This window comes from Azospirillum brasilense (genome assembly GCF_005222205.1).
GTDB classification, from domain to species: domain Bacteria; phylum Pseudomonadota; class Alphaproteobacteria; order Azospirillales; family Azospirillaceae; genus Azospirillum; species Azospirillum brasilense_G.
Genome location: NZ_CP032346.1, coordinates 1,383,975 through 1,396,909 on the forward strand (window position 1 = coordinate 1,383,975; position 12,935 = coordinate 1,396,909).

The window sequence follows — 12,935 nt, forward strand, 5'->3', positions numbered from 1 at the left end:
GAGAACAACGGGCAATGACCGGACGGACCTCTCCCATCGCATCGGCGGTGCCCGGACGCATCCGCGTGCGCCACCCGCTGCTGCGCCGGACCAACCGCTTCCAGGAGGCGCTGGGCCGCCTGGAAGCGCTGGATACCGTCCGTGTGACCGAGAGCAACCCGGCGGTGGGCAGCGTCCTGCTGAGCTACGACCCCGCCGTGGTGACGCCGGAGGATGCCCGGTCCCAGGTGGAGGCGCTGCTGTCGGCGGTCCTGCACCCCGCGGAGGCTCCGCCGCCGGATGCTCCGGCGCCCGTCGCGGAGGGCAAGCCGGCCGCTCCCGAGCTGAAATGGCGGATCAACCGCGCGGCCAAGATCGGGATGATGGGCAGCATGGCGGCGACCCTGGCGGCGCTGGGGGTGGGCAAGCGCGTCCACGCCGGCTTCGGCACGCTGTTCGTCGCCTTCATGCTCGTCCACATGACCGTGCAGCGCAAACGCCTCTTCCAATGACCGACCACGACCCGAGCATGCCCAACGATTTCCTGAGCCGGCTGGCCGCCGCCCTGACCATTGCGCACCACATTCCGGGCCGGGTGCGGCTGAAGCTCGACGGCGCCGCGGAGCGCAGTCTGGCGGCGCTGGCCGACGACGCCAGGGCGCTGCACCGGGCGCTCTCCGGGGCGGAGGGCATCCGCTCCGTCGCGCTGAACCCGCTCGCCCGCTCCTGCACCATCGAATACGACCCCACGGTGATCCCGCCCTCGGCGTGGCCGGATCTGCTGAGCGGGGAAGCCAGCGCGGCGGCCGGGACGCTGCTGCGCATCGCCACCGCCGGGTTAGCGGGCGGTGCGCCGGAAAGGAGACCATGATGCTGCCGCTTCTGACATTCGCGTCCGGCGTGATCGCCGGGGCCCTCGGCGTCCGGATGGTGAAAAACGCCAAAGCCAAGGCCGACTCCAAGATCGCCGACCTCAGGGCCGCCAACCTCAAGGCTGCCGATGTGAAGGCCGCCGCCCGCGAGGGCGCCGGCAAGGCCCAGACCGCGGTGCGCGAGGCCGCGGTCAGCGGCCTGCTGGCCATCGAGCGGACCTCCGCCGGTCTGCGCACGCGCCTCGCCACGCCGGTGGAGGAAGCCCCCGTCGCGGCGGCGCCCGCCGAGGCGGAGACGGTGAAGGAAAATGCGGCGGAGCCGGTGAAGACCGAGCCGACGCCGCCCGCCAGCCCGTCGGGGGCCGCGTGAAACGCGGGAAGCGGCGCGGCAAGGCGCGGGGCTCCGGCACGCTCGCCGCCGACTTCACGCGCGGCATGGTGGCGACCGGCCTGCTGACCGCCGTCCAGGACCGCTGGGTGACGGGCGCCGAGCCCCCCGCGCCGCGCACCATCCTGCGCCATGGCCTGCAGGGCGGTGCGGCGCTGGCCGCCGCCAGCGTCGCCGCCGACGCCCTGCGCACCCGCGACTACGCGCGCCTCGCCCTGGCGGTCGCCGCCGGGGCGGCGGGCGTGGTCATGATCGAGCATCTGCTGAATCCGGCGGACGAGCCGCCGCAAGAACGGCCGAAAAACGAGGACCCCCATGGCTAAGAAGATCAAGAAGGCGTTGAAGAAGCTGAAGAAGCAGCAGCGCCAGTACGAAGCCGCCGTGGCCGCCGGCGGCGCCCCCATTGGAGGTGGCATGGGGGCCAATGCCGCGCGGGGGCAGGGGCTTCTCGGCGGGCTGACCGGCCTGCTGCCGTCGCGCCGGTCCGAGCAGTTCCTGGTCGGGCTTCTGGTCGGGGCGGCGGTGGCCTATGTGCTGTCCGACGAGGAGCTGCGCGGCAAGATCGTGAAGTCCGGCCTGAAGCTCTACGGCAACCTCGCCGGCGGCCTCGCCGAGATGAAGGAGCAGATGGCCGACCTCCAGGCCGAGCTGGAGGCGGAACAGGCCGGAGCGTTATGAGCGGCCCGCCCTGGTTCCTGCGGCTGGAGCCGGTCCATCGGGTTCCGGGGCGCATCCGCCTGCGCTACGCCTGCCGTCCCGGCACCCCCGCCGACGAGGCGACCCTGCACCGGGTGGTGGAGGCGGTCGCCGGCGTGGCGTCGGTCCGGGCGAGCCGCGCCGCGCGGTCGCTTGTCATCCGCTACGACCCGGCGGTGACCGACGCCACGGCGCTGTGCCTTACGCTGGCCGCCCTGCCGATCCCTGAGGCGGCTCCGCCCTCCCCGGCGGCGGATGGCGGGGAGAATCACGGCGCGACGCTGGTCCGCAGCCTCGCCACGCTGGCCGGCGGCTTCCTGCTGCCCATGCCGCTGCGCCTGCCGCTGTCGCTGGCCGTCGCCCTGCCGATGCTGCGCGAGGGCGTGGCGATCTACGGGCGGGAGGGCGTCAACTCCCACGTGCTGGAAGCGGCGGCGGTGGCGATCTCCCTGGCGCGGCGGGACTTCACCGCGGCCAACACCACCGTCTTCATGCTGGCGCTCGGCGAATACATGGAGGACTCCATCGCCCGCCGGTCGGACGCGCTGCTGAAACGGCTGCTCCGCCCGTCGAGCGATCAGGTGTGGCTGCTGCGCGACGGGGTGGAGGTCCAGGTGCCCGCCGACACCGTCCTGGTCGGCGACAGCGTGGTCATCGGCGCCGGGACGGTGATCCCGGTGGACGGCACGGTGCTGAGCGGGGAGGCGACCGTCAACGAGGCCGCCATGACCGGCGAGAGCGCCCCGGTGGTCAAGCAGCGCGGCTCCGCCGTCCTCTCCGGCACGCTGATGGAGGAGGGTCGGCTGGTCGTCTACGCCGAGCATGTCGGCAGCCACACCGCCGCCGCCCGCATCGCCGATTACGTCGAACAGTCGCTGACGGCCAAGAGCGAGGCGCAGCTCGACGCGGCGCGGCTGGCCGACCGGCTGGTGCCCACGGTGCTGAAGCTGGCCGGCGGGTCCTTCCTGATGACCGGCGACTGGCGAAGCGCGGCGTCGGTGCTCCAGGCCGACTATTCCTGCGCGCTGAAGCTGGCGACCCCGGTGGCCTTCAAGTCGGCCATGTACGGGGCGGGGCAGGCGGGCATCCTGATCAAGGGCGCCAACGCGCTGGAGCGGCTGGCCCAGGCCGACACGGTGATCTTCGACAAGACGGGCACGCTGACCACCGGCGACCTTCAGGTGACCGATTCCATCGCCTTCGACCCGACCTTCAGCCCCGACGACCTGATCTGCCTCGCCGCCTCGGTGGAGGAGCATTACTTCCACCCGCTGGCGATGGCCGTGGTCAACGCCGCCAAGGAAACGCACAACCGCCACTTTGACCATCAGGAGGTGAAGTTCATCGTCGCCCACGGGGTGGCCAGCGTCATCGACGGCAAGCGCATCGTCGTCGGCTCCCGCCACTTCATCGAGGACGACGAGGGCATCGACACCACGGCCCACCGCGCGGCCATCGACGCGCTGCACCGCGACGGCAAGACGCTGCTGTTCATCGGCTTCGGCGGGGTGCTGGCCGGCGTGCTGGCGCTGAAGGACAGCGTGCGGGCGGCCAGTGCGGCGACCATCGCGCGGCTGCGGCGGGCCGGCGTGAAGCGGGTGCTGATGCTGACCGGCGACCACCGCGACCGCGCCGCCGAGCTGGCCGCGGAGCTGCGCCTCGACGGCTTCCACGCCGACCTGCTGCCCACCGACAAGGCCCGCATCATCGAGGACCTGAGCCGCGCGGGCGCGCGCATCGCCTTCATCGGCGACGGCATCAACGACGCCCCGGCGCTGGCCGGCGCCCATGTCGGCATCGCCATGCAGAAGGGGGCGGACATCGCCCGGCTGACCGCCGACGTGGCGCTTCTGGAGGACCGGATCGAGCGGGTGGCCGACGCCAAGGAGACGGCGAACGCCGCCATGGCGCTGATCGCCCGCAACTACCGCCTGACGGTCGGGCTGAACAGCGCGATCCTCGGCGCCGCCGCGCTGGGCCTGCTGTCCCCGGTGGGCACCGCCGTGCTGCACAACGGGACCACGATCGGGATTCTGCTCAACGCGCTGCGCCGCGCGCCGGCGGCGTCGTTGCCCCCTCCCCAACCCTCCCCCGCTTCGCGGGAGAGGGAGGCTTAGGCGAATCGGCGGCAGTTCCCTCCACCTCGCAGAGGGGGAGGGTTAGGGAGGGGGCAGGACCTCAGCGCCCCAACCCCTCCCACGCGGCGAAGGACTCCGCCGGCGGCGACAGGTACAGGCTGGGCACCCAGCCGTCCGGAATCGGGACGGTCGCCGCGTGGGTCCGGTTGTGGGCCAGCAGCTTCGGCAGGACGTGGGTGTGCGGACCCTCCGGGCTGCGGCCGTCGGGCGGCGGGATCGGCTGGCTGACCTCGATCCGGCCGAAGGGGCCGATGAAGACGCGGTCGGGGCTGAGCGCCGGCAGGTCGGGCGGCAAGGGGTTGCCCGGCGCCAGCAGCTCCGTCCCGACCACCGCTCGCAGGCGGGCGATGGTGGCGGGGTCGGCGCTGCGGACGCAGACGTCGGTCTGGAAGACGCCCAGCCCGAGGTCGAACAGCCGGGCGCCGCGGTCCGCCTCGGCGATGGCCGCGTCGTCGGGACCCAGTTCGGTCACCACGCCGCGCCGGTTCATCGCGCCGACGTGGCGGGGCAGGCAGAGGGCCACGGCGAGGCTGCCGCCGCGCGTCCGGTAGGGCACCGGGCGGATGGCCGGCGTGGGGCGCAGGCGCAGCCCGCCGCGGGCGGTCCGCGCCTCCAGCTCCACGCCGTCGTCGCGCAGGGCGACGGGCTCGTCCGGGTCGCGGATGAACTCCGCGATGGCGCCGAAGGCGCCGAGGCTCCAGCCGGTGGCCGGGTTGTTCAGCGCGTCGCGCAGCAGGGAAGGCAGGTCGCTCATCGGGTCGTCTCCGTGTCGGGAATCGGGGATGGCAGGGCGCGCCAGGGAAGCAGGAAGGGTTCGCCGCCGGCCTCGCCCCGGTGGACGGCGATGCCGTAGGCGGCGCGCAGATGGGCGTCGGTCAGCACCCGGCCGGGCGGCCCGTCGGCCAGCACGCCGCCGCCCGACAGCAGGATCAGCCGGTCGCAGAAGCGGGCGGCCAGGGTCAGGTCGTGCAGCACCGCCACCACGCCGCTGCCCCGGCGGGCGGCGTCGCGCAGCAGCGCCATGCAGGCCAGTTGATGGCCGGGATCGAGCGCGGCGACCGGCTCGTCAGCCAGCAGCACGGGCGCCTCGGTCGCCAGCGCGCGGGCGAGCAGGACGCGCATCCGCTCGCCCCCTGACAGGGTGCCGACGATCCGGTCGCGCAGGTGCGCGGCGTCGGCGGTGGCGAGCGCCCGCTCCACCGCCGCGCGGTCCGCCGCGGTGATCCCGCCCAGCGCGCCGCGGTGGGGCAGGCGGCCCAGCAGGACCAGCGCCTCGGCGCGCAGCGGCCAATGCACCGGGCCGCTCTGCGGCAGATAGGCGATGCCGCGGGCAAGCGCCCGGCGCCCGGTCTGCGCGGCGGACCGCCCGTCGAAGGTGACGCAGCCCGCCGCCGGCTCGGCGAGGCCGGCGAGGAGGCGCAGCAGGGTGGTCTTGCCGGCGCCGTTCGGGCCGATCAGCCCGGTGAAGGCGCCGGGCTCGATGGCGAGGCTGACGTCGGTCAGGATGGTGCGCCCGCCGGCTTTGGCCGAGAGGCCGTGGGTTTCGATGCGCATCACGCCTCCTCCCGCCGCAGCCGGGCGATCAGGACGATCAGGAAGGGTGCCCCGATCAGGGCGGTGACCACGCCCAGCTTCAGTTCCGGCCGCGTCGGCAGCAGCCGGACCGCGATGTCGGCGGCGAGCGTCAGGCACGCCCCGGCGAGGCCCGCAAGCAGCAGCAGCCGACCGGGCCGCGCTCCGGCCAGCGGGCGCATCAGGTGCGGGGCCACCAGCCCGACGAAGCCCACGGCGCCGGTGACCGACACCGCGCTGCCCACCGCCAGCGCCGCCCCGGCGATCAGCCGGACGCGCAGCCCGGTGAGGTCGAAGCCCAGGCTGCGCGCCGCGTCCTCCCCCAGGGTCAGCGCGTCGAGCGCGCGGGCGCCGGAGAGGCAGAGCGCCCAGCCCGCCAGCATCGGCGGCAGGACGAGCCAGAGCTGGTCGGTGCCGCGGTCGGCCAGCGACCCCATCAGCCAGAACACGATCTCCAGCGCCGCGTAGGGGTTGGGGGCGAGGTTGAGGGCCAGCGCGGTCAGCGACCCGGCGAGGCTGTTGATGGCGATGCCGCCGATGACCAGCGCCGTCGTTCCGGCCCCCCGCGCCGCCATCAGGTTCAGCAGCACCGCGGCGGCGGCGGCCCCGGCCATGCCGCCCAGCGGCAGGGCGAGCGACAGCGTGGCGGACAGGCCGCTGTAGAAGACGATCACCGCGCCCAGCGCCGCGGCACTCGACACGCCGACCAGCCCCGGTTCGGCCAGCGGATTGCGCAACCAGCCCTGCATCGCCGCGCCGGTCAGCCCCAGGCTGAAGCCGACCAGCAGGCCGAGCAGAGCGCGCGGCAGGCGCAGCTCGGCCAGCACCAGAGCGGCCAGGGTGGGGCGCCCGGCGAGCCAGTCGGACAAAGCGGCGCCCAGGTCGAACGGCACATAGCCGACCGCCGCCGACACCGCGCAGAGCACCAGCGCCAGGAGCGTCAGCCCGGCGACCAGGGCAGGGTAGGGTATGCGCGAGTCCCGGATCATGGCAGCGCCTCCAGCGCGGCGGCCAGCCGCTCGGCGGCCTCGGCGATCTGCGGGCCGGGGCAGGTCCACAGGCGGGTGGGCAGCGACAGCGTACGGACCCGGTGGTTCAGAGCCTTCAGGGCGGGGTGGTGCAGAAGGGCGACGGCCAGCGACGGCGGCGCGTCGGGTGCGGCGTCGACGATCAGCACGTCCGCGCCGCCCAGAATGATGGCCTCCAGCGGCATGGCGCCCTGGCTGCCCAGCGGCAGGCGGTCGGCCATGTTCTCCAAACCGGCGCGGCTCAGGATTTCGTCGACCAGCGACCCGGACCCGGCGACGAAGCCGTTGGGCCGCAAGACCACCGCGGTCGGGCGCGGTCCCGGCGCGGCGGGGGGCAGGGCGTCGAGGCGCGAGAGCAGGTCGGCGACCAGCGCCTCCCCCCGTTCCGGCTCACCGACAGCGCGGGCGAGGCCGCGGATCTGCTCCGCCACCCCCGCCACGCTCTGCGGGACATCCAGCTCCAGCAGCGGCGTGTCCAGCCGCCTCAGCAGCCCGACCGCGACCCGCGTGGTGTAGCGCCCGGCGACGATCAGGTCGGGGTTGAGCGGCAGGATTTCCTCCGCCGTCCCGTGGTTGACCGGCACCCGCGCCGCCGGCTCTGCCACCGTGGAGGCGCGGGGATCGCGCGCCAGCCACGTCACCGACGCGAGGCGCTCCGGCCCGACGAGCCGCAACAGCAGCTCGTCGGCGCAGAGATTCAGGGAGACGATGCGCTGCGGTTTGCCGGGCGGTGCCTCCCACGCCGCCGCCGGCCCTCCCGCCATCAGCAGGAGGGCGGCGGCCAGCCCGATAAGGACGGGCCTCACAGCGACAGCCGCAGCCCGAGATAGCCGGCCCGTCCCGGAGCGCCGTAGGTCCAGACCTCCTGGTACCGGCGGTCGAACAGGTTCTCCACGCGCCCGAAAACCTCGACTCCTTCGGACAGCGCGTAGGACCCGGCCATGTTGACCAGGGTGTAGGGTGCCAGATTCACGACCTGACGGTTGTAGAAGGGATCGTAGGCCCAGTCGCTGGACCGCCCGTTGTAGACGACGCCGAGGTTGGCGTTCGCCCGGTCCTCCAGGAAGCGGTAATTGACGTTCAGGCTGGCGAGCTGCTTGGGCCGGCGCACCAGCTCCGCCCCCGTGGAATCCTCGCCGTCGGTCCAGGTGTAGGAGCCGCGGACGGTCAGCCGGTCCAGCGGCTCCACCGACAGGCCAAGCTCGAAGCCGCGGATGTGGGATTCGCCCGGCATATTGACGGAGGTTCGGCCGGTGCCGGTGATCAGGTCGCGGATGCGCTGGTCGAACCACGTGCCGTCCACCGACGCCCGGGTGCCCCACAGCGCCTGATCGAAGCCGGCGTCCCAGCCGCGCGCCCGTTCCGGCTTCAGGTTCGGGTTGCCGGCGTAGGTGGCGGTGTAGCCGTACAGCTCGAACAGGGTGGGATTCTTGACGCCCGTGCCGTAGGAGGCGCGCAGCTTCGTCCCGCTCTCCTCGATGAGGTAGGCCGCCGTGGTGCGCCATGTGGTGGCGTCGCGGAACAGGTCGTTGTCGTCGTGGCGGACGCTGCCGGTCAGGGTCAGCCGGTCGAACAGGCCCAGCTTGTACTGCCCCACCAGCCCGGTGGAACCGATGGAGCGGTCGAAGCTGGAGTAGGCGCTGCGGCTGATTGCCTTGTCCTCCTCATGCTCCACGGCGGCGGTCAGCACATGGTCGGCGGGGCCGCTGCTCAGCGTAAGGTTGGTCTGGTAGTCGGCCTTGGTCTTGCGCCCGTCGTAGCGGCTGGTCACCGTCTTGGCGTCGTCGCGGTAGTCGCGCTGCTGGCGGCCATGGGTCAGGCCGACGATGTGCTCCCACTTCCCGTCGAGAAGGGCGATCTTGCCCTGGAGCCGCCCGAAATACTGCTCTCCGGCGGTGCTGGTCCCGTCATCGACGGCGCCGCGCCCGCCGATGAAGCCGTCGGTGTCGGTGCGGAAGCGGGTGTAGCGGCCGGTCACCGCGATCTCGCTGCGCTCGGTCGGCCGGACGGCGGCGTTTCCGGTCAGCGTGCCGTTGCGGTAGCCGTCCTTCTCCGGGTTGCCGAGCCGCTTGTCGGCGACCGACACGCCGTCGCTGGTGACGCCCTGGCCGCTGAGGAACAGATCGTAGCGGTCGGTCCCGGTGCCGAAGGAGGCCCGCCCGGCGGCGGTGCCGAAGGACCCGCCCTCGACGGCGGCGCGGAACCGGGGGGCGCCGGCGCCGCGGCGGGTCACGATGTTGATGACGCCGCCGACCGCGTCGGAGCCGTAGAGCGCGCTCTGCGGGCCGCGCAGCACCTCGACGCGCTCAACATCGCCGGCCAGCAGATTGGCGAAATCGTATTCGGAACCGGCGGCGGGATCGTTCACCTCGATCCCGTCGATCAGGACGAGCGTCTGGTTGCCCTCGGACCCGCGGATGCGGAGCTGGGTCAGGGTGCCCATCGGGCCGGTGCGGTTGACGGCGACGCCGGGCACCGCGCGCAGCGCGTCGGACAGCAGACGGGTCTGGCGCTGCTCCAGCTCCTCATGGGTGATGATGGTCAGGGCGCTGCCGGTTTCCTCGGCGGCGGTGGGGACGCGGTTGGCGGTCACCGAGACCGGCGGAAGCGTCGTGATGGTGGTGGAATCGGCGAAGGCCGAGGTGGAGAAGGCAAGGCTTCCCAGAAGGGCGGCGAAGGACGCCGTCCGGTGAAGGCGGGGAATGCGGACACTCATTGAGACCTCGGGCGGGACGCCGGTGGCACGTCACCGCGAACGAAGTCCCACCGGACGCTCCACGAACGGAGTCCCGGTTCGACGACCTTCGGTGCACCCCGCCCGAACGTGTTCGCGTGTGACCACGACTGACGGCAGGTCTCCTGGCTCGCGGGTTATCGTCGGCCCATCGCCTTCCCAGGATCGCGATCCCAGTGGCATTCCGATGGACGACTCGCCGCTTACAGTTGCGGGGGCAGCCCCGGCGTTGGACCTTCGCACGGCGTTTTGCCGCGGAGTCCGCACCGTGTTCCCATTTTCAGCCCTTTCGGGCAACCGTCGGGTGCGACGCTACGCGGACGGAGCGGCTCCGGTCAAGCCGCAATCCGTTCCTTTCGTCCAGCCTGTGTCAGAGCGTGGTTCTCGGCCCGACCGCGGACCCATCCGGCATGGGCGGCACCATCTCCTTGCAATTGCCCACGCAATAGGTCTGCGCTTCGATCCGGCCGCCACAGGATTTATAGCAATCATTGTAATCGGAGGAGCAGGTGAGATTGCTGTAGCAGCTGGGGTTCCGGTCGAAATCGCTGAATGTCTTGATCTTTTTCTTGTCCGCATCCTTGGGCAAGGAACGGAGATAGGCCTGATATTCGCCCTGGGCGCGGGTCGTCGCCTCGGCCCGGCAGGTCTGAACGGCCAGCTCCTTCGCGGATTGGCAGATCGTCTGCGCCTGCTTGCACTGGGCGACACAGAGCTTTCCCGCCTCGCTGACGGGTGGAAAATAGCTTGCGACCGTCTCGAAACGCGGGCCGCAACCGGCCAATCCGGCTGCCAGCAGGCAGCCGAGCAGAATGGAACGCCGCATCATTGTGGGTGTCCTGCCGTGAATTACCGTCAATCGCTACGAACAACCCACCGGTTCGGAATCATCCATGGGCGACACGGAATTCGCAAAGCCGGCTCCCGGACCGGAACGCCGGCAACCCATGGGCGATCAACCGGCTGGTGTCGTTGCCTGCGGCCATCGCACCGACCACGATCCGGAAAGGACGCGCCCCCCTCTTGTCGCCGGGAGAGGGCCTGACTACATGACGGTTGAGGTCCGGGCCCCTCTGGCAGCGTCGCCCGGCGCTGTGATGTCGGACTTCCCATAGAGCCGTCGCCTTGGCGCGGCCTTGCGGAAGCTGGCCCCGACATTTCCCATGGGTCCTGCTCCCCACAAGGTCCACCGCCGGACGATGGCACCCGACGGGCCTTTGGGAGACATCGACATGGACCGCAGCGAACCAACATCCTGACTGACCGCCACGCCTCCACGACGAATGATGGAGGCGGGTGTTCCGACGCGCCGCGGCCGAGCCGTTGCGCGCGTCTTTGCGTTGGCCGCAGACCCGCGGCCTCGTTTCCAGTCCGGGCCCCTCTGGCCGATGCGTCCCGCCGTGGCGCACCGGTGATGTCGGACTGCTCATGTGACGATCGAAGTCTCCGCTTGCGGGAGCGGAGTGCATGAAGCAAGGGACAGTTCCATGGACCAGATCGTTTTAATGTGGGCCGGCTTCGCCGTCTTCGTTGCCGTGCTTTTGGCCTTTGATCTTGGTGTATTTTCCAAGAAATCCCATGTGATTTCCGGCCGTGAGGCGCTGATGCGCTGCGCGGCTTATTCCACTCTGGCGATGATCTTCGCGGCCGGCGTCTTTCATTTCCAAGGGTCGCAGAAGGGGCTGGAGTTCCTGACCGGCTACCTGATCGAATACAGCCTGAGCGTCGACAACATCTTCGTCATCGCGCTGATCTTCACCCATTTCGCGGTGCCGCCGCAGTACCAGCACCGGGTGCTGTTCTGGGGCATCCTGGGGGCGCTGGTGATGCGCGGCGTGCTGATCGTGGCGGGCACGGCGCTGATCCAGGAATTCCACTGGATCATCTACATCTTCGGCGCCTTCCTGATCTTCAGCGGCATCAAGATGCTGATGTCGGTGGACGACGAGCCGGATATGGAGAACAACCGGATCGTCAAGTTCGTCCGCTCCCGCTTCCGCATGACCGACGGCTACGAGGGGCAGAACTTCTTCGTGATGCGCGACGGCGTGCGGATGATGACGCCGCTGTTCCTCGTGCTGATCCTGATCGAGTTCACCGATCTGGTCTTCGCCGTCGACTCCATCCCGGCGGTCTTCTCGGTGACCACCGACCCGTTCATCGTCTGGACCTCCAACGTCTTCGCGATCCTCGGCCTGCGCGCGCTCTACTTCGCGCTGGCCTCGATCATCCACCGTTTCCATTACCTGAAGTACGGCCTGTCGCTGGTTCTGGTGGTGGTCGGCGCCAAGATGATGCTGGTCGACATCTACAAGATGCCGACGGCGCTGGCGCTGGGCATCACGGCCGTCCTGGTCGGCGGCTCCATCGTCTTCTCGATGCTGAAGACCCGTGGCGAGGCGGCTCCGGAGGCCGCGGACGGCGAGGCCCGCCGCTGGTGGGTGCCCGGCAGCCCGGCCAAGGGTGCCGGCGGCTCGGCCCCGGCGTCCTCCAGCGAGGCGGCCGCGGCGTCCTCGGACGGCAAGGGCCGGTAAGACGCCCGGTCCAAAGGGCAAGGGCAAAAGGCGGGGCGTCCGGTCCGGTGGATCGGGCGCCCCGCGCGTTTCCGGGCCATGGTATTCGCAAAAGTGGTAATGCCGGTTTCACGACGACGATGATGTGGATGTGCGGGGCGGATGGCGCCCCGCTTGGCGATCCTCGCCAACCCTTTCCAACCCAAGGAAGAGACATCCATGCTTATCGGCACGCAGTTCAACGGCGCTCAACCGGCCTCCATCGCCCTGTCCGCGCTTCCCATCCCGTCGGGACCCCTGTCCGGCCTGCTCCAGGCGGCCCGCGACGAACTCGTCGCCTTGGCGTCCGGCCGCGGGGTCACGCTTTCCGTCGCGTTCGACATGCCGGAGCTGGTGCGGGTCAACGAGGCGGCGGTGGCCGCTGGCTCCTGGGAGCCGATGCTTCCGGCGGCCCATCCGGCCTGCCGCTCCCTGACCCCGGCCAACGCCTTCTGGATCCGCGGGACGGCCGCCTCCGGCGACGTGGTCACCGCCCAGGCCGGGCTGCTCTACGATTGCACCGCCCAGTCCATCGGCGACCGCTTCAACGCCATGACGGTGTTCTACGACGACCCGGCCACCCAGGCTCCGGACGGCGAATGGTGCACCTGCACGTCCGACACCGCCAACGGCACGCGCGGTCGGGTGGTGTGGACGAACGCGGGATGGACGCGGCCCGACTTCCAGGGTCGCGGGCTGTTCCCGATTTGCCAGCGGGTGAACAAGCTGGCGGCGTGGCTGCTGTGGTCGCCGACCTGGTTCATCTCGGTCGTCGATCCCGACATCGTCCCGGTTTGGGCGGAACGGAAGATGGGGCCGCGCCACATCGACGACGAGCCGGCCATCACCTACAACCAGATCGGCCTGAAGACGCTGCCGATGCACCTCGTGCGCTTCAGCCGCGCGCAGTTCCTCGGCGATCTGGCGCAGCTCGCCGCGGACCTCGCCCAGGCGGCGTGACGCGAGGGACCGCCTG

At 71.2% G+C, this 12,935-nt stretch carries 14 protein-coding genes and 1 riboswitch; of the genes, 8 read left to right on the plus strand and 6 right to left on the minus strand.

Annotation, left to right across the window (positions count from 1 at the left end):
* The first annotated feature begins 14 nt into the window (after positions 1–14).
* Genes D3869_RS20310 through D3869_RS20335 form a run of 6 tightly spaced genes read left to right on the plus strand, consistent with a single transcriptional unit; the run spans position 15 to position 4,052 of the window.
* On the plus strand, positions 15–491 hold the full coding sequence (locus D3869_RS20310; protein WP_137141641.1) for an HMA2 domain-containing protein: 477 nt from the start codon (positions 15–17) through the stop codon (positions 489–491).
* A 17-nt stretch (positions 492–508) separates the two neighbouring features.
* On the plus strand, positions 509–850 hold the full coding sequence (locus tag D3869_RS20315; protein ID WP_137141642.1) for a cation transporter: 342 nt from the start codon (positions 509–511) through the stop codon (positions 848–850).
* Positions 847–1,221, plus strand: a complete 375-nt coding sequence (locus tag D3869_RS20320) for a hypothetical protein (RefSeq protein WP_137141643.1) — start codon at positions 847–849, stop codon at positions 1,219–1,221. Before D3869_RS20315 ends, D3869_RS20320 begins: the two co-directional genes overlap by 4 nt.
* Complete coding sequence (locus D3869_RS20325) at positions 1,218–1,562, plus strand: hypothetical protein (protein WP_137141644.1); 345 nt, start codon at positions 1,218–1,220, stop codon at positions 1,560–1,562. Before D3869_RS20320 ends, D3869_RS20325 begins: the two co-directional genes overlap by 4 nt.
* Positions 1,555–1,917: a YtxH domain-containing protein gene (locus D3869_RS20330; RefSeq protein WP_137141645.1), complete on the plus strand. Its 363-nt coding sequence runs from the start codon at positions 1,555–1,557 to the stop codon at positions 1,915–1,917. The genes D3869_RS20325 and D3869_RS20330 overlap by 8 nt, the downstream gene beginning before the upstream one ends.
* Complete coding sequence (locus D3869_RS20335; protein ID WP_137141646.1) at positions 1,914–4,052, plus strand: heavy metal translocating P-type ATPase; 2,139 nt, start codon at positions 1,914–1,916, stop codon at positions 4,050–4,052. Before D3869_RS20330 ends, D3869_RS20335 begins: the two co-directional genes overlap by 4 nt.
* Before the next feature lie 61 nt (positions 4,053–4,113).
* Here D3869_RS20335 and D3869_RS20340 read toward each other — a convergent pair whose 3' ends face one another.
* From D3869_RS20340 to D3869_RS20365, 6 genes are all read right to left on the minus strand, one after another.
* Entirely contained in the window at positions 4,114–4,827 is a 714-nt protein-coding gene (locus D3869_RS20340) for a DUF6925 family protein (RefSeq protein ID WP_137141647.1), read from the minus strand.
* Entirely contained in the window at positions 4,824–5,627 is an 804-nt protein-coding gene (locus D3869_RS20345) for an ABC transporter ATP-binding protein (RefSeq protein WP_137141648.1), read from the minus strand. The genes D3869_RS20340 and D3869_RS20345 overlap by 4 nt, the downstream gene beginning before the upstream one ends.
* Entirely contained in the window at positions 5,627–6,634 is a 1,008-nt protein-coding gene (locus D3869_RS20350) for a FecCD family ABC transporter permease (protein ID WP_137141649.1), read from the minus strand. The genes D3869_RS20345 and D3869_RS20350 overlap by 1 nt, the downstream gene beginning before the upstream one ends.
* Positions 6,631–7,479, minus strand: a complete 849-nt coding sequence (locus D3869_RS20355; RefSeq protein ID WP_137141650.1) for an ABC transporter substrate-binding protein — start codon at positions 7,477–7,479, stop codon at positions 6,631–6,633. Before D3869_RS20355 ends, D3869_RS20350 begins: the two co-directional genes overlap by 4 nt.
* Entirely contained in the window at positions 7,476–9,389 is a 1,914-nt protein-coding gene (locus tag D3869_RS20360) for a TonB-dependent receptor plug domain-containing protein (RefSeq protein ID WP_137141651.1), read from the minus strand. The genes D3869_RS20355 and D3869_RS20360 overlap by 4 nt, the downstream gene beginning before the upstream one ends.
* A gap of 116 nt (positions 9,390–9,505) precedes the next feature.
* Positions 9,506–9,724: riboswitch (cobalamin riboswitch) on the minus strand.
* Between the two features lie 53 nt (positions 9,725–9,777).
* The gene (locus tag D3869_RS20365; RefSeq protein ID WP_137104512.1) at positions 9,778–10,236 is read right to left on the minus strand and encodes a hypothetical protein; all 459 of its coding nucleotides are present in this window, start codon (positions 10,234–10,236) and stop codon (positions 9,778–9,780) included.
* 658 nt (positions 10,237–10,894) lie between these two features.
* Here D3869_RS20365 and D3869_RS20370 point away from each other — a divergent pair.
* Both D3869_RS20370 and D3869_RS20375 read left to right on the plus strand, forming a co-directional pair.
* On the plus strand, positions 10,895–11,941 hold the full coding sequence (locus D3869_RS20370; RefSeq protein ID WP_137141652.1) for a TerC family protein: 1,047 nt from the start codon (positions 10,895–10,897) through the stop codon (positions 11,939–11,941).
* A gap of 198 nt (positions 11,942–12,139) precedes the next feature.
* Positions 12,140–12,919, plus strand: a complete 780-nt coding sequence (locus tag D3869_RS20375; protein ID WP_137141653.1) for a hypothetical protein — start codon at positions 12,140–12,142, stop codon at positions 12,917–12,919.
* The last annotated feature ends 16 nt before the right edge of the window (positions 12,920–12,935 follow it).

Bases quoted from the DNA above. Each gene is read 5' to 3' on its own strand.
- D3869_RS20345 (WP_137141648.1), bottom strand. From the start codon at position 5,627: ATGCGCATCGAAACCCACGGCCTCTCGGCCAAAGCCGGCGGGCGCACC.
- D3869_RS20350 (WP_137141649.1), bottom strand. From the start codon at position 6,634: ATGATCCGGGACTCGCGCATACCCTACCCTGCCCTGGTCGCCGGGCTG.
- D3869_RS20335 (WP_137141646.1), top strand. From the start codon at position 1,914: ATGAGCGGCCCGCCCTGGTTCCTGCGGCTGGAGCCGGTCCATCGGGTT.
- D3869_RS20320 (WP_137141643.1), top strand. From the start codon at position 847: ATGATGCTGCCGCTTCTGACATTCGCGTCCGGCGTGATCGCCGGGGCC.
- D3869_RS20375 (WP_137141653.1), top strand. From the start codon at position 12,140: ATGCTTATCGGCACGCAGTTCAACGGCGCTCAACCGGCCTCCATCGCC.
- D3869_RS20360 (WP_137141651.1), bottom strand. From the start codon at position 9,389: ATGAGTGTCCGCATTCCCCGCCTTCACCGGACGGCGTCCTTCGCCGCC.
- D3869_RS20310 (WP_137141641.1), top strand. From the start codon at position 15: ATGACCGGACGGACCTCTCCCATCGCATCGGCGGTGCCCGGACGCATC.
- D3869_RS20330 (WP_137141645.1), top strand. From the start codon at position 1,555: ATGGCTAAGAAGATCAAGAAGGCGTTGAAGAAGCTGAAGAAGCAGCAG.
- D3869_RS20365 (WP_137104512.1), bottom strand. From the start codon at position 10,236: ATGATGCGGCGTTCCATTCTGCTCGGCTGCCTGCTGGCAGCCGGATTG.
- D3869_RS20370 (WP_137141652.1), top strand. From the start codon at position 10,895: ATGGACCAGATCGTTTTAATGTGGGCCGGCTTCGCCGTCTTCGTTGCC.
- D3869_RS20315 (WP_137141642.1), top strand. From the start codon at position 509: ATGCCCAACGATTTCCTGAGCCGGCTGGCCGCCGCCCTGACCATTGCG.
- D3869_RS20340 (WP_137141647.1), bottom strand. From the start codon at position 4,827: ATGAGCGACCTGCCTTCCCTGCTGCGCGACGCGCTGAACAACCCGGCC.